The organism is Zunongwangia sp. SCSIO 43204 (assembly GCF_019904275.1).
Lineage (GTDB): Bacteria > Bacteroidota > Bacteroidia > Flavobacteriales > Flavobacteriaceae > Zunongwangia > Zunongwangia mangrovi.
The window spans coordinates 2384505-2399865 of sequence record NZ_CP063204.1 but is presented as its reverse complement, the minus strand read 5'-3'; the positions used below and the strand labels follow the sequence as shown (position 1 = coordinate 2399865).

Here is a 15361-nt window from a genome sequence, read left to right as displayed (position 1 = left end):
ATTCCCTTTATCCCATTCGGGCTAAGGGTCAGGCTCTCGCTACTCGCTTTTTGCTTAGCCGAAAAAAGGCTAAGCAAAAGAGCTTAAACACGTCGCTCGATCCTTAATGCGGTTAAACTTACTTGTTAGGATTCCAGTCGTTTTGGTGTCCCGAAAATATATTTTTAATGGTATATTTTTTTACTTCAGCTTCAGTGAGTTGATGCGACCAGTCCACTCGAGTTTTGGGAGAAGATCCTTTGCCTTTGCCTTTGCTTTGATATTCTGCGTAATAAGTTGTTTTTTCTTTCTGTGGAAACATCTTATCGCCCGTCCACGGATCCCAAGCTTTTTCAACAATATGTTCGCCTAAAGTAGAATTGATAAAAACCGTTTTTGCATAAGATCGCCAAGGTCTTCCTAAATAAACTTGATCTATGCCATCTTTCGCGATTAACTCGCAATCAAAAAACACATATCCAAATTCCTGATTGGCCGGAGTTGCAGCTGCGGTGACATAAGAATTCGCCAGACTATTAATCGTACAATTTTCAAAAACACAAGTAGCTTCTCCAAAAATAAAATCGGTTGTTCCTTCGATATAGCAGTTTTTGTAATATTGCCGGCTGCCTTCTGTTGCCGTGTATAAAGTATCCTGGCATCCTAATAAATTACAGTTTTCAGCAATAAATCGATCGCCTTCTACATGAAGCGCCACCGCCTGCCCACTTTCACACCAGGTATTTTGAATCGTTAAATTTCTAAAATGAATATCATCTCCCTGAACTAAAACGGTGTAAGAAGTAAATGTGTTTAGCTTCTTTCCGGTAACCTCATCGATCTTTCCGGAATAATCATTGCCTTTAATAATTGTTCCCTCTTTACTCTCACCAATTAAGCTAAGTTGATGCTTCCAGGTTGGGATTACAAGCTTCTCGTTATAAATACCGTTTTTTATAAATATCTCCACTTCCCCAGGACCTAAATCCCGAGTGGAATTTACTGCTTCCTGGATGGTTTCAAAATCTCCTGTTCCATCTTTTGCTACTGTGATTTTAAGATAAGGTTCCTGTGCTGAAGCGATTTGAACAGCGAAAAGAAGTATCCATATTTTAAACAATCTCAATATCATTATTCTTTAAAAATTTTATTCAAAAAGGAAACAGTATAACCTAAAGTCGGTTGAAACCAGGGCTCTAATAACCAAAAAGAGTGCGGAGAATCCTCTAATGTATGTACTTCAGAATAGATACCATATTTATCCATTATTTTGATCATATCGTCACGCCCGGCGTGAAATCTTGGCATCGAACTATTGATAAATAAAGTTGGTGGCGTATTTTCACCTACATATTCTAACGGAGAAGCCTCTTTCCAATTTTTAGGGTTTCCCGTGCGAGAACCATCTAACCAAAGTCCGGCAATTTCACCTTCAGCGCTGGCTTCAGGATGAATAAAAGAAACTATTCCGTCTATATTTACGATCGCCTGAACTTCCGAAGAAATTTCTTCATCCTCCTCGTTGTAGATTTCTGAATTTGGAGTTACACCAACCAAAGTCGCCAGTTGTGCACCGGCAGAAGTTCCTAAAACTGCTATTTTATCTGAATCGATATTGTAGGCTTTTGCGTTAGATTTTATCCAGCGTATGGCATCTTTAATATCGATCACCCCGGCAGGATAAACTGCTTCCTGACTCAGTCTATAAGCTACTGTTATGGCTACAAATCCATTTTCAGCAAGGTTTTGCGCCATGATACGCTGATTTTCTTTCCTTCCGGAAATCCATCCACCCCCATGAATCAATAAAACTGCAGGAGATTTTTTTTCCGCAGAAAAAACAGGTTGGTAAACATCTAATTTGAGTATTGAGCTTGCTGTTTCTTTATATTCAATATCTTCTTCAGTAATAATATTTTCAGAAATTAGAAGCTTAATCGGTTTTATAAAAGGATAATCCTTTTTATATTTTTCTACAGTTGTGGAAATGGTATAAGGCCGCACCTCTACCTTTTTTTGGGCAAAGGTGCTTTGGCCTAAAACCAAAATTACAAACACAACAATGAAATTTTTAGTCACTTTTTATTTATTCAATTCTAAGCTGGCCAAAATAAATGGCCCTGTTCCCTTGGGATCGTTAGAGCGAATTTCTTCGTTTACATAATACTCGAAAGACGCATCGCGATAGGGGTCTCCGCCAAGACCCGCAACCGCACAACACTGATTAAGATTAACAGTTCCGTCTTCTTCAACAGTGATTAAATTATTTAAAATTCCCTGGTAGGTTTTTTCAGCTTCAGCTAAATATTTCTCTGGTAAATAACCATTATTAGCTGCTTTGGCGAAAGTGTAGGCAAACATAGAAGATCCCGTAGCTTCCAGGTAATTCCCTTCTTTATCACCTTTATCCAAAACCTGGTACCAAAGTCCGGTTTCCTGATCCTGAACTTTTAATAAAGCTTCAGCATAACTTTCTAAGTAATCAATTAATTTTTCTCTTCCGGGATGGTCTTCTGGCAAATAATCCAACACATCGACCATAGCCATACCGTACCAACCCATTGCTCTAGACCAGAAATTTGGCGATGTACCAGTTTCGTTATTTGCCCATTTTTGCTCCTTACTCTCATCCCAACCGTGATATAAAAGTCCGGTTTCTTCATCTAAAGTATGTTCCTGGATAAGATCGAACTGACGTACAATTTCGTCGTAAGCTTTCTGTGCTTTCTCACCTTCACTAAACATTTTTGTATAATGCGCATAAAAAGGTTCGGCCATATATAAACCATCTAACCACATTTGGTGTGTATATCGCTTCTTATGCCAAAATCCTCCATCTGTAGTTCTAGGTTGATTTTCTAGTTGTTTTCGTAAAGTATCAGCTGCTTTTTTAAAGCGCTCTTCTTTAGTTTTTGGATATAGATACAGTAAAACATCTCCAGATTTTATCATATCCAGATTATATTTTTCGATATCGTAAGTTTTAATTTCTCCTTGTGCCGTAATCATTGTATCGGCATAATCATAAATATAGACGTAGTATTTTTGCTTATTAGTCTCTTCATAAACCTTTTGTGCTGCAGTCAACACCAATCCATTAGTATAACTCCATTTTGGCTCGTCTCTAAAATCGAGTTTCGATGCTTCTGGAAATCTTTTTATTTCTGAAAGCAACATACGCTCAGACCATTTAAGATCCTTAGAAATACCTTCTTCTGCAGTATCGATATTGGATGTTTCAGCGGTATTTTTATTTTCATTTTTGCATGAAAACATCACTAAAATAACTAGTAAAATTGCTACCGAACTTAAAGCAAGACTATATTCTCTTTTCTTCATTTTAATTTAATTTACCGTTTTCCTGAAGTGTATTTAAATGCTCATCTAAACTTTGAACAAATTCCTCTTCACTTGCCAATCCATTCTTTTCCTGCTCCCAGGCTGCTAAAATGTAATAGGAAACTGCAGTTGTGGTTGGTTTAAAGATCACTAGATGATCATGTGGTCCTTCCTGAATTTTTTCTACTTCTGAAGTTTTATAAAATATGGCCATACCCAATTGATCCTCATCACTTACCAGTGTTTGTGTACCATAAGTTGCGATATAACCCCACTCCCCATCTTCACTCTTTTTCTCCATTAAAGGAATATCATCAAACTTTACAATTCCGGTAGTTAGCCCATCTATTTCTGCGGAAGGTTTTAAATCTATCTTACTAAATCTTCCTTCAGGATAAATACTGAAAGTGGCATCAAGATCGATGGAGTCTTCTCCGGTTACCCAATCGTCATAATCGATAAAAACTGATGATTTATTTTCGCTATTTTCTACCGAAGCTATGGTGTTACCTACGTTTCTAAAATGAGCCACAGAATCGTTCATATACCTTCCGTAACCGCCAAGTCCAACAGATTTTCCGGCTTTTAGAATATCCTGCCCCCATCCTGAATCATGGTGGTAATCTTCATAATTTTCCTGCCCAACATAAGGCAGTACAATAGTATCTTCTTTCTTTCCCCAAATATCTATAGCGTTTCTCCAATCCAGATAAAATCGAAATCCAACCTGGCTATTTTCCCATCCCGGACCTTCGTACCGAATATAATAAGCATGATCGCTATGGCCTTCTGGCAATTGTAACGAATCTACGTTCACAAACTCGCCACCACCAAATTTCTCTGGTTTCCAATCATCACCTTTTCTAATTGATAACTCGGCGTAAGCTTTTGCGTCCTTATCTGGTTTTTGCCAGGAAGTTTTGGTTTGCGATTCTTCAGTTTCAGTTTGAGTTTGGTCGTCTTTCTTTTGGTCTTTACAAGCAGTAAAGATCAAAGTTGAGGCAAGAAAGGCTGGTAAAATAATTCTTTTCATAATTTACTGGTTTTGGATAGGTATAAAGTCAAAGAGAAGCGTGTATTTACATGCTCCTCTTGTGACTAACCAATCAACTTAAAATAATCTAAACATCTACTAACTTAAATAGGATACTGTTTAAAGTTCGATTTATTTCTCTATTTTGATAATGCGGGTTTTAGGTTTATTTTTTTTATTAGCATAACTCAGTTTAACCGTATCTTCTTGCAAATCTTCTTCTTTTTGAAGCTTTAATTGAAAATCTGCTTCTTTTGAAGTATCAATCGTTTTCGTAGTAAAACCAATATAATTAACTACAACTTTAGAATCTGCCGGAATATGCATCTCAAAATTTCCCAGGGCATCGGTAGTACTTCCATAGGCTGTATTAGGAACAAAAAGATTTACGCCTTTCAGGGCCTTTCCTTCTTCTGAAGTAACGGTACCAGATATAGTTTTAAATTCCTGTGCATTTATTTGGTTAAACAAACCCATCCCCAGCATTACTAAAAATACCATTAAAAATTTGCTGTAATTTCTATCATTCTTTCTCATCGTTCATCCAGATTAATTAATTAGTAATTTATTTTTTGTAGTAATATAGAACTACATTTTTTCGCCATTGATGATCACATTTTCGTAATTGACAGGATCTGCATCAGTAATTTTTTCAGCAGTATCTGCACCATCAATAGTAATATTTTTAAGATTAATATTTGAAACTTTAGATCCTTCACGGCCAGCGATTAAAATTCCGTATTTACCTGCATTTTTCACCGTCACGTCTTCCATGTAAATATTAGAGATTTCAGGAAAAAATTCTCCATCCTGATTATCATAAATTCCGTAGTGAAGATTTACTTTAAGCATGGCTTCCTTTACCTGGCCAACCTTTACGTTTTTCACATAAACGCCATCTACAAAACCTCCTCTTAAAGTATTGGTCTTAATCCTAATGGCTCTATCTAAATTAGGGCTATCCATCGTACAATTTCTCACGAATACATTTCGTACACCGGCTGAAATCTCACTTCCCATCACTACTCCACCGTGGCCATCTTTCATTTCGCAATCCTCTACAATAATGTTTTCACTAGGAATATTTACTCGGCGACCATCATCATTTCTACCAGATTTTATCGCAATACAATCGTCACCTGTATTAAATAAACAATTTTTTATATGTACATTCTTAGCGTATTCTGGATCACAACCATCATTATTTGGACCATGGCTATTTACTGTTACACCATCTACCGTGATATTATTTGATTTTATAGGATGGATTACCCAAAATGGTGCATTGGTAAACGTCACTCCTTGAACGAGAACGTTTTCGCAACTAAAGGACTCAAAGAAAGTAGGACGTAATTGATGCCCCTCTCCAAAAACACGATCTGCAACAGGCGTACCCTCTTCATTCATTTTTCTTAATGAAGGTAAGTTATGATCATCTTTTTGTTGTGGTGTTCCCTCCTTATGGCCGTATCTTTCGGCACCACACCACGGCCACCAGTTTTCATTATCGGCCTGCCCGTTAAATGTACCTTTGCCGGTTACCGCAATATTTTCCTGTTCGAAAGCATAAATTAAGGGCGAATAATTCATTAGCTCTACACCTTCGTAAGAAGTATGTACCACTGGCAAATAATCCTGCTTTTCTTTGCTAAACAATACTTCTGCTCCTTCTTCTAAGTGAAGGTTTACGTTACTTTTTAAATGAATTGGCCCGGTTAGAAATTTCCCTGAAGGAACAATTACCATCCCGCCTCCTGCTTCGTTACAGGCTGCTATGGCTTTTTTAAAAGCTTCAGAGTTTTTTGTTGTTCCATCGGCAACCGCGCCATAATCGAGTACATTAAATTTTTTATCCTGAAATTGTGGAATTTTGATCTCTTTTAAAATGGCTTCAGCTTTATCCCATCCTTCCAGATCCTGGATTTCCTCTGTTTTAACTTCAGCAACATTTTCACTTTCCTTTTTTTCATATTTACATGAAAACAGGATAGCACAGGATGCAAAAATCAATATTCTTAATCTTGAAATCATAAATTATTAAAATTACAGGTATATTTTTGTAATCGATTGCACTAATTTAAAGTTTAATTATTAATATGCCAAAAAATTCAACTTAAAAATAAACATTTTCTACTTATGAAGTTTAAAAATAATAGATAATTACTTTTCAAACACCCATAATAACTAGAAGTCATTCTGGTTTTTAAATCTAATTCTTATATTGTGAAATATTTTATTCGAAATAAATTTAATACTACTTCACACTAAATGGCTGAAAAAGTTACCATTTATGATATTTCTAAAAAGCTTAAAATAAGTGCAGCAACGGTCTCACGAGCATTAAATGATAATCCTAAGATTAGTGCAAAAACACGTGAGCTGGTTTTAAAGACCGCTGCAGAAATGAATTACAAGCAAAATAGATTGGCGCAAGCTTTAAAAAGTGGTCGTACCAATAATGTTGGGGTTATTGTGCCATATATTAACCGGAGCTTTTTTTCTAGTGTAATTCGTGGTATCGAAGAAGAACTTTCTCCGCATGGTTATCATGTAATTATTTGCCAGACTCATGAAGATGTGAATAATGAAATTAAGCAAATCGATACACTTTTAAATACTCAGGTAGACGGTATATTTATGTCGGTTGCTAAAACCACACAAGATACTTCTCACATAAAAAAAGCACTTGCTGAAAATACACCTTTAGTATTTTTTGATCGTAAAAAAGAAGTAAAAGGTCTAAGCTCTGTAGTGATCGATGATTTTAGAGGAGGTTATCTTGCTACTGAACATTTAATTAAACAAGGTTGTAAAAAAATTGCTCATTTTTCTGGCGATCTTAATGTTGAAATCTATAAAAACAGGCATCAGGGTTATCTAAAAGCTTTGAAAGATAATGGAATAACACCTTTAAAGCGTTTTAGTCTTCAGGTAAATAGTAAACTGGAATCGGGAATTTCAGCAATAAAAGACTTATGGGAATTCGATGAAAAACCAGATGCTATTTTTTCTTCCAGTGATTATGCCGCTTTAGGCGCTATTCAGGAATTAAAACAAATGGGCATTAAGATTCCAGAAGACGTTTGTGTGGTTGGTTTTAGTAATGAACCTTTTACAAAATATATGGAGCTTCCTATAACTTCTGTAGATCAGACTCCGCTTGAAATGGGAAAGATTGCAGCACAGGTATTTTTGGAACAAATAGAAGGAAGCCAGACACTTACTGTAGAAAAGCAAGTTATTCTGGCTCCCAAACTTTTTGTTAGAAATTCTTCTAATAGGAATTTATAAAGAAACGCCTCGTTTCCAGGGAATAAAATCGTTTTGATTATTTTGATCTGCCTTAGCTATGGTTTCTCCACTAGCTACGGCTATTATATATTCCAAAATCTCTTCACCCATTTCTTCGATGGTCTTTTCTCCTTTAATCACGGCTCCACTGTCGATATCTATAATATCTGGCATTCTACCCGCTAAAATCGAATTAGAAGCGACTTTAATCACGGGAGCAATGGGATTACCTGTTGGTGTTCCTAAACCTGTTGTAAATACCACAACATTAGCACCAGAGCCCACCATGGCCGTTGTACTCTCTACATCATTACCCGGCGTACAAAGCAAGTTTAAACCTGGTTTTGTAACGTATTCACCATAATCTAAAATATCCTGAATTGGTGAAGTCCCTCCTTTTTTCGCTGCTCCGGCAGACTTCATCGCATCGGTAATTAAACCATCTTTGATGTTTCCGGGAGACGGATTCATATCGAAGCCCGATCCAGAAGCTTCAGCTGCATCTTCGTAAGCACGCATTAATTCTAGAAATCTTTTCGATTTTTCGTCGTCTACACAACGATTCACTAACTCCTGCTCTACTCCGCATAACTCCGGAAATTCAGATAAAATAGGTGAACCTCCCAGAGCCGAAAGTAAATCTGAAGCATATCCTAAAGATGGATTTGCTGAAATTCCTGAAAAACCATCTGAACCACCACATTCTAAACCTAATTTTAGTTTAGATAATGGAGCCGGTTTTCGTTGAATTTCGTTCGCTTTTTTAATTCCGTCGAAAGATTCACGAATAATCTTATTCAGCATATCATCGATCGTACCTTCCTGTTGTTGCTCATAAATTAAGATCGGTTTCTTCAAATCTGGATTGATAGCATCCATGGCTTTTTGAAAAATATCGATCTGAAGATTTTGGCAGCCCAAACTAAGCACGGTTGCACCAGCTACATTAGGATTGTTTACGTATCCCGCCAACAGTTTGGCTAAGGAAACCGAATCCTGACGAATACCGCCACAGCCTCCCTGGTGAGTTATAAAACGAACCTCGATATTATCGAATATTGCTTCTTCTTCTTCAGGCTCTTCTTCGCTGAGTTCGATATTATTTCCGCTAATTAAGTTCCGCAGTAATTTTCGCTGTTTAGTAGATTTATGAAAAGAAAGTTCTTTCTCAAAAACATCTTTTAGCAATTCTACATTTCGGTTCTCACAAAAGACTAACGGAAAAAACAACCATGTATTTGCAGTTCCCACCTGCCCATCTTCACGATGATATCCCATAAAAGTTCTATCCTTCCATTTAGAAATATCTGGCTCTTTATAGCTTACTTTTTCTGTTCTACCAGTTGTTGTGCTGGCTTGATGCTTTACGTTATCTACGGTAAGAACATCGCCTTTCTTAATATTTTCTGTAGCTTTTCCAACCAAAACACCGTACATAAAAATCTTACTTTCTGGTTCTAAATCGACCATCGTAATCTTATGTTTCGCCTTAACATCAGAAAGTATTATTACATCTTCCCCTTCAAAATTTATAGTATCACCCTGCCAAAGATCAGTTAAGGCGATCGCCACATTGTCGTCGGGATGTACTTTTATTAGTTTGCTCTTCATCCTTCTTTTGTTTTATACTGAAAAAATGCTGAAATGATTGCTATGCTTTTTCAGTGAAATTTTTATAAGCTTCTTCAATTCCTTTAGTCTCTATAAGTTCTAGAGCTAATGCTACTTTCTCCTGAAGTTCAGGAACCTCTGTTAGATCTGCATCCCAAAACTTTTCGTTACTCAAAACAGCATGACTAATTTCCTGGTAACTATGATTTTCCCAAATTCGTTTAATCTCGTTAATCACGGCTTCATCATCTTTTACCGGTAACACCTTATTGTTCCATTCGCCTCTGTAAAATCTTATTAAACAAGCGAATGCAAATACTAAATGCAAAGGTAATCGCTTACAGTTAGTTTGAAAAACAAGCAAACTTGGCAAGACTCTAACTTTAAATTTCGAAATCGAATTTAGCGCAATACTCGCCAGTTGGTGTTTGATAAATGGATTCCTGAAACGATCTAAAACCTCTTCAGCAAATGTTTTTAATTCTTCTTCTGAAAGTGATAAAGTTGGTATGATTTCATTAAAAATAGCTTCTTTTACGAAAGCTCCGGTAAAGGAATCATCTACGGTTTCTTTTACAGTTTCATTTCCGAAGAGTAGAGAAAATGGAACCATCGTAGTATGCGCTCCATTCAAGATTCTAACTTTTCTTGTTCTATAGGGCTGCATATCTTTAACCACCACAATATTCTCGTCGATCTTATCAAAAGGAATCTTAGCTTTTAGCTTCTCGTCTCCCTCGATCACCCAAAGTAAAAAAACTTCAGCAGAAACAATTAATTTATCTTCAAATTCAAGCTGACTTTGATAGGCTTCGATATCATCTTTTGGATATCCAGGAACTATACGATCTACCAAAGTGTTATGAAAACTATTACTGTTATCGATCCAGGAAATAAATTCATCTTCTAATTGCCATAATTGGGCATATTGAAGGATAATTTTTTTCAAGGTATCGGCATTGTGATTAATCAATTCACAAGGAATTATGGTTAATCCTTTTGAAGCATCTGCATTAAAATGTTTAAACCTTCTATAAAGTAAAGCTGTTAATTTCGCCGGAAAACTTTTATGCGGAGTACCTTCTAATGTATCTGAATCGTCATAAGCTATCCCGGCTTCAGTAGTATTCGAAATAATGAATTCCAGACTTTCTTCTTCAGCTAATTTTAGATATTCATCGTAATCTTTATATGGATTTATTCCTTTCTGAATACAGGAAATGGTACGTTGCTGCTGAATTTCTTCTCCTTGCTTAACCCCTTTCATAAAAAGGTTATATAAGCCATCCTGTTCATTCAGCATTTCTACTAATCCACCCGCTAAAGGCTGAATTACCGCAACACCTGCATTAAAATTTGCCTCCTTGTTTAATTTGTCAATTATATAATCTACAAAAGCACGAAGAAAATTTCCTTCTCCAAACTGAACAACCTTAATTGGTAAAGCCTCTGTAAGTTTTGCGTTTTCTCGAGTTAATTTTTCCATATTTAAATTCTTATCTTATTCAAATAATTTTGGTAGCCAAAGGCTGATTTCCGGGATATATGTTACTAAAAGCAAGACGATAAACATCACCACATATAATGGTAGCAGTGGTTTCATCACTTTCTGAATCGTCGTTTTTGCGACTCCTACCCCAATAAATAAAACTGCTCCTACCGGCGGTGTACATAAGCCAACACATAAATTCATTACCATGATCATCCCAAAATGAATAGGATCTACGCCCAAATTCTGCATAACAGGTAATAAAATAGGTGTGAAAATAAGTATTGCCGGCGTCATATCCATAAAGGTTCCTACGAATAAAAGAAGTAGGTTTATAATAATCAGGATTACGTATTTATTTTCGCTTAAGCCTAGTAATAGATCACTTACCGTTTGCGGGATATTTTCAAACGACATTACCCAACTCATACTCATCGATGTTGCGATAAGTAGTAACACGATTGCTGTAGTTCCTACTGAACTTAAGAAAATATTGTAAAGTTTCTTCAGGTTGATTTCGCGATAGATTGTAGCTAAAATTAAAGTATAAAGTACTGCAATTCCTGAAGCTTCCGTAGCCGTAAAAATACCAGATACAATTCCTCCAATAACAACTACCAATAATAATAAACTTGGTAAAGCATCTAAAAAACTAACCGCTATCATCTTTGCGCTTGACTTTGAACCAGCAGGATATTTTTTCTTTTTAATCCATACCGATGCAACCAACATCAAACCTAATCCCATTAAAATTCCCGGGATATAACCAGCAAGAAATAAACTTGCGATAGAAACACCTCCACTAGCTAATGAATAAACGATCAAAACATTAGAAGGTGGAATAATTAATCCAGTGGTAGAACTGGTTACATTAATTGCCGCACCAAATTCTTTGGAATAATTCTCTCGCTCCATATGCGGACCTAAGATTCCACCGATTGCTGAAGCAGCAGCTACGGCAGATCCAGAAATAGCTCCAAATAACATGGCTGCAATCACGTTTACATAAATGAGTCCGCCGGGGAGTGAACCAATCAAGGCTTTTGCAAATTTGATGAGCCGGTTGGCAATACCGCCCTGATTCATGATCTGTCCTGCCAATATAAAAAATGGAATAGCCAGCAATGAAAAACTATCCAATCCTGTTGCCATTCGTTGCGCTACAGTTGTAAATGCAGCTATAGATTCAATAGAGAATAATATTGTTACCAAACATGAAATCCCTATCGACCAGGCTACTGGTACCCCGATACTTAGTAAAATCACGAAGGAAATAACCAATATTAGTATTTCTGTAATCATAATAAATACTTTTTAGGATTGAATATTTCGTTGAGTTTATAAATGATGATCAACACACCACTTATTGGTATAACCGTGTACACTACTGATAAAGGAAGATGAAGTGCAGCCGAATTTTGGCCAAGTTCAACATTCATCAAAACTAGATTTCCACCTCCAATTATTAGCACTGTAAAGCAAAATGCAATGATCAAAATATTAATGAAAATCATCAGTTTTATTCGATTTTCAGGATTAAGTTTAGGTGGTAAAATATTGATGGATAAATGTTCCTGCTGTCCAGAAGCATAAGCTGCTCCTAATAATCCTATCCAGATTAAAAGGTATCTGGCGATCTCTTCTGTTACCGAACTTGGATTTTGTAATACATATCTGGAAAATACCTGCCATAATACAGCAAGCACGATCAATCCCATTAAAAAGACCAGTGCACCTCCCAGTAATTTGTCTAGAATTTTCTTCATAATCTTAATCTACAGCCTGAATAGCTTCTATTGTTTTTTTCATAACAGGATCTTCTTTAAACTTATCGTACATGGGTGCAACTTTTTCTCGAAAAGCTTCCTTATCTGGATAAGTTACTTCTACTCCTGCTTTCTGTATTTCTTCTAATGCATGTAGCTCTGCTTCACGCCATATAGTTTTCTCATATTCGGCAGATTCTACCGCTGCTTCTTTAAGCCAGTCTTGTTGTTGCGTAGTAAGCTTGTTCCAAATCGCGGTGCTTACAATAAGTTCGTCTGGCAAGGCTGTATGTTCATCTACCATAAAATATTTACAAACTTCATAGTGATAAGAGAGATAAAAACTAGGCAAATTATTTTCAGCTCCATCTACGATGCCCTGCTGTAATGCAGTGTACAATTCTCCCCAACTAATTGGAGTTGGTGACCCTCCAAGATTCTTTACCATGTTCATTGCAGTTTGGCTTTCCATTACCCTAATTTTCTGTCCAGCCAGATCATCAGGATTTTTAATTGGCTCTGTACTATAAAAACTTCGACTCCCGGCATCATAAAAAGCAAGTCCTCTCAAACGATTTCGTTCACTAGCGAGTAAGAGTTTTTGACCTATCTCACCTTCCAAAACATTAAATCTATGCTCCCTGTCACGAAATAGAAACGGCAATCCAAATACTTTTAACTCTGGCGCGAAGTTCTCTAGAACTCCCGTAGAAACTTTTGTCATTCCTAAACTTCCTATCTGTAAAAGCTCTAAACATTCACGTTCTGATCCTAATTGCTGGTTGGGATAAATATCTATGGTCATACTCCCTCCAGATTTCTCTTCCAGACGCTGAGCCATAAATAGCATTGCCTTATGTACCGGATGGGCAGTATCTAAACCATGTCCTAACCGAATCACCTTTGTTTGATCTTTAGCTTCGCAACCTACCAGCATTACAAGAATACAACCCAGCAAAATCAAAAGGCGCTGTTTTTTTAATATTTTCATCCTCTTAGTTCTTTAACGATTTGAATAGCTGAAGCCACCTGTTGCTGTACTTTCTTATAATCGAAGCTACCGTCTTCATTTTTGATAAAAAGTTTAGAGCCAATTCCTACACAATGCACCCCGGCTGTAATCCATTCTTTTAAATTCTCTGCTGTTGGGGACACGCCGCCTGTTGGCATAATACTCGACCAGGGTAATGGCCCTTTCACTGCCTTTACAAACGACGGACCGCCAACCTGTGCTCCAGGAAAGATCTTCACTACTTCGGCGCCCAGTTCTTCCGCATAACTAATTTCTGTGACCGATCCACAACCCGGCATCCAGGCTACTTTTCTACGGTTGCAGGTCTTAGCCATCTCAGCATTGATCAGTGGTGAAACAATAAAATTAGCGCCTAATTGCAGGTAAAGCGCAGTGGTTCCCGCATCGATCACCGAGCCAACGCCCAGCATCATCCCGGGAAGCTCCTTGCTGGCATACTTCACCAGTTCCGCGAAAACCTCGTGAGCAAAGTCTCCGCGGTTGGTAAATTCAAATACCCGGGCGCCACCTTCGTAGCAGGCCTTTAAAATTTCTTTGCAGGTGTTTACATCCCGATGATAGAATACCGGAACGATTCCTGTTTCCTTCATCTGTGTTGCCACCGCTATTCTTGAATATTGTGCCATTTGTATAAATGGTTATAAGTTATGTTGTTTTAAATCGTAAAATCCTTAATCTGGATTTACTAAACTTTGTAAAAAGCTTTCCATCTATTGTCAGATCGAGTGAATTTCAATGTTAATTGAAATTTGTATCGAGATCTCATTTCTAGAATCTAGTATCTATATTCTAAAATCTTATCTCTTAATTCGTCCTCCGGTGCTACCGGCCATTACTTCTTCAACTTCCTCTGGGCTTACCTGATTAACATCTCCCAGTATCGTATGTTTTAAAGCGCAAGCTGCATTGGCAAATTCCAGTGCTTTCTGATCTTCAAAATGAATCAGTCCGTAGATCAGTCCGGCGGCATAGGCATCGCCCGTTCCTATTCGGTCTACCACATCGGTGATCTCTAGTTCCTGGGTTTCTAGATACTCCGTCCCCGTCCATGCTCTTCCATACACCTTCTGCCAGCTTGCACTGAGTCCGGTTCTCACCTTATCAAATACTTTCTCGATGGAAGGGCATTCTTTGCTCAAAGCTTTACTGGCTTCTATAAATCCTTCTTTCGAAAAATCATAGTCCGTCTTTAAAATCTCATTGATCTCATTAACGCCACCCACAAAAATTGTAGATAGACTTACCAGCTCTTTTAAAACCTCATGACCGTCTTTCCCATATTGCCAAAGATTGCTGCGATAAGCAGGATCGGCAGTGATCGTAAGCCCTTTGGCTTTTGCTTTTTCGAGTCCGATCTTCAAAGTTTCATAAGCGCTTGCGGAGATCGCCGGGGAAATTCCCGTCCAATGCAAATAACCCGCATCTGCTAAAATTTCATTCCAATTCACCTGTTCTGGGCTGATATTAGCAAAACTACCGTGTAAGCGATTATAGGCGATCTTACTGGCCCTCATCCCTGAACCGACTTCTAAAAAGTACAATCCCAAAGGATGATCGACTTTGCTAATAGCTGAGGTATCGATCCCATATTGACGCATCTGTGCAATGGCGGCATCTCCTACTAAATCATTGGAAACATTAGTTACCTGCTGGGTGTATTCTCCAAAATACGAGAGCGAGGCCGCTACATTCATCTCGGTCCCTCCAAAATAAAAATCCATTTGGTGGGTTTGGGTCAGTTTGCGATTTTCCGACGGACTCAGTCGCATCAGCACTTCGCCAAAAGAAACTATTTTGTGATGTGAGTTTGAGTTTTTCAC

The 15361-nt window shown here is 37.4% G+C and carries 14 protein-coding genes; 1 reads left to right on the top strand and 13 read right to left on the bottom strand.

Translation table 11 applies throughout. The features are described from left to right. Nucleotides 1–118 precede the first annotated feature (118 nt). From INR75_RS10510 to INR75_RS10485, 6 genes are all read right to left on the bottom strand, one after another. On the bottom strand, nucleotides 119–1111 hold the full coding sequence (locus INR75_RS10510) for a pectinesterase family protein (RefSeq protein WP_223088762.1): 993 nt from the start codon (nucleotides 1109–1111) through the stop codon (nucleotides 119–121). Next, a complete protein-coding gene (locus INR75_RS10505) occupies nucleotides 1111–2058 on the bottom strand; it encodes an alpha/beta hydrolase (RefSeq protein WP_223088761.1) in 948 nt (315 codons plus the stop codon). The genes INR75_RS10510 and INR75_RS10505 overlap by 1 nt, the downstream gene beginning before the upstream one ends. 3 nt (nucleotides 2059–2061) lie before the next feature. Next, entirely contained in the window at nucleotides 2062–3318 is a 1257-nt protein-coding gene (locus INR75_RS10500; RefSeq protein WP_223088760.1) for a glycoside hydrolase family 105 protein, read from the bottom strand. A gap of 1 nt (nucleotide 3319) precedes the next feature. After that, nucleotides 3320–4351, bottom strand: coding sequence for a DUF4861 family protein (locus INR75_RS10495; protein ID WP_223088759.1), 1032 nt, complete (start codon nucleotides 4349–4351; stop codon nucleotides 3320–3322). 132 nt (nucleotides 4352–4483) lie between these two features. Further along, nucleotides 4484–4888, bottom strand: a complete 405-nt coding sequence (locus tag INR75_RS10490; protein ID WP_223088758.1) for a carboxypeptidase-like regulatory domain-containing protein — start codon at nucleotides 4886–4888, stop codon at nucleotides 4484–4486. A 51-nt stretch (nucleotides 4889–4939) separates the two neighbouring features. Next, nucleotides 4940–6382 (bottom strand): glycoside hydrolase family 28 protein, encoded by a 1443-nt coding sequence (locus tag INR75_RS10485; protein ID WP_223088757.1) that lies wholly within the window; start codon nucleotides 6380–6382, stop codon nucleotides 4940–4942. Between the two features lie 237 nt (nucleotides 6383–6619). Here INR75_RS10485 and INR75_RS10480 point away from each other — a divergent pair, with 237 nt between their 5' ends. Further along, the gene (locus INR75_RS10480) at nucleotides 6620–7642 is read left to right on the top strand and encodes a LacI family DNA-binding transcriptional regulator (protein WP_084841847.1); all 1023 of its coding nucleotides are present in this window, start codon (nucleotides 6620–6622) and stop codon (nucleotides 7640–7642) included. On the opposite strand, the gene INR75_RS10475 is transcribed toward INR75_RS10480, so the two are convergent. From INR75_RS10475 to INR75_RS10445, 7 genes are all read right to left on the bottom strand, one after another. Next, entirely contained in the window at nucleotides 7637–9253 is a 1617-nt protein-coding gene (locus tag INR75_RS10475) for a UxaA family hydrolase (protein ID WP_223088756.1), read from the bottom strand. The two genes, INR75_RS10480 and INR75_RS10475, sit on opposite strands and share 6 nt — an antisense overlap. Before the next feature lie 40 nt (nucleotides 9254–9293). Next, nucleotides 9294–10739, bottom strand: coding sequence for a tagaturonate reductase (locus INR75_RS10470; protein WP_223088755.1), 1446 nt, complete (start codon nucleotides 10737–10739; stop codon nucleotides 9294–9296). A 15-nt stretch (nucleotides 10740–10754) separates the two neighbouring features. Then, nucleotides 10755–12044 (bottom strand): TRAP transporter large permease, encoded by a 1290-nt coding sequence (locus INR75_RS10465; protein ID WP_223088754.1) that lies wholly within the window; start codon nucleotides 12042–12044, stop codon nucleotides 10755–10757. Then, entirely contained in the window at nucleotides 12041–12508 is a 468-nt protein-coding gene (locus INR75_RS10460; protein ID WP_223088753.1) for a TRAP transporter small permease, read from the bottom strand. Before INR75_RS10460 ends, INR75_RS10465 begins: the two co-directional genes overlap by 4 nt. A 4-nt stretch (nucleotides 12509–12512) precedes the next feature. Continuing rightward, a complete protein-coding gene (locus tag INR75_RS10455) occupies nucleotides 12513–13499 on the bottom strand; it encodes a TRAP transporter substrate-binding protein (protein ID WP_223088752.1) in 987 nt (328 codons plus the stop codon). After that, nucleotides 13496–14167 carry a bifunctional 4-hydroxy-2-oxoglutarate aldolase/2-dehydro-3-deoxy-phosphogluconate aldolase gene (locus tag INR75_RS10450; RefSeq protein ID WP_223088751.1) on the bottom strand — a complete coding sequence of 224 codons (672 nt, stop codon included), beginning with the start codon at nucleotides 14165–14167 and terminating at the stop codon, nucleotides 13496–13498. Before INR75_RS10450 ends, INR75_RS10455 begins: the two co-directional genes overlap by 4 nt. A 171-nt stretch (nucleotides 14168–14338) precedes the next feature. Beyond that, a complete protein-coding gene (locus tag INR75_RS10445) occupies nucleotides 14339–15361 on the bottom strand; it encodes a sugar kinase (protein ID WP_223088750.1) in 1023 nt (340 codons plus the stop codon).

Excerpts from the sequence above, each read along its gene's own strand:
- INR75_RS10510 (WP_223088762.1), bottom strand. The coding sequence starts at position 1,111 with ATGATATTGAGATTGTTTAAAATATGGATACTTCTTTTCGCTGTTCAA.
- INR75_RS10500 (WP_223088760.1), bottom strand. The coding sequence starts at position 3,318 with ATGAAGAAAAGAGAATATAGTCTTGCTTTAAGTTCGGTAGCAATTTTA.
- INR75_RS10495 (WP_223088759.1), bottom strand. The coding sequence starts at position 4,351 with ATGAAAAGAATTATTTTACCAGCCTTTCTTGCCTCAACTTTGATCTTT.
- INR75_RS10490 (WP_223088758.1), bottom strand. The coding sequence starts at position 4,888 with ATGAGAAAGAATGATAGAAATTACAGCAAATTTTTAATGGTATTTTTA.
- INR75_RS10485 (WP_223088757.1), bottom strand. The coding sequence starts at position 6,382 with ATGATTTCAAGATTAAGAATATTGATTTTTGCATCCTGTGCTATCCTG.
- INR75_RS10480 (WP_084841847.1), top strand. The coding sequence starts at position 6,620 with ATGGCTGAAAAAGTTACCATTTATGATATTTCTAAAAAGCTTAAAATA.
- INR75_RS10475 (WP_223088756.1), bottom strand. The coding sequence starts at position 9,253 with ATGAAGAGCAAACTAATAAAAGTACATCCCGACGACAATGTGGCGATC.
- INR75_RS10470 (WP_223088755.1), bottom strand. The coding sequence starts at position 10,739 with ATGGAAAAATTAACTCGAGAAAACGCAAAACTTACAGAGGCTTTACCA.
- INR75_RS10465 (WP_223088754.1), bottom strand. The coding sequence starts at position 12,044 with ATGATTACAGAAATACTAATATTGGTTATTTCCTTCGTGATTTTACTA.
- INR75_RS10460 (WP_223088753.1), bottom strand. The coding sequence starts at position 12,508 with ATGAAGAAAATTCTAGACAAATTACTGGGAGGTGCACTGGTCTTTTTA.
- INR75_RS10455 (WP_223088752.1), bottom strand. The coding sequence starts at position 13,499 with ATGAAAATATTAAAAAAACAGCGCCTTTTGATTTTGCTGGGTTGTATT.
- INR75_RS10450 (WP_223088751.1), bottom strand. The coding sequence starts at position 14,167 with ATGGCACAATATTCAAGAATAGCGGTGGCAACACAGATGAAGGAAACA.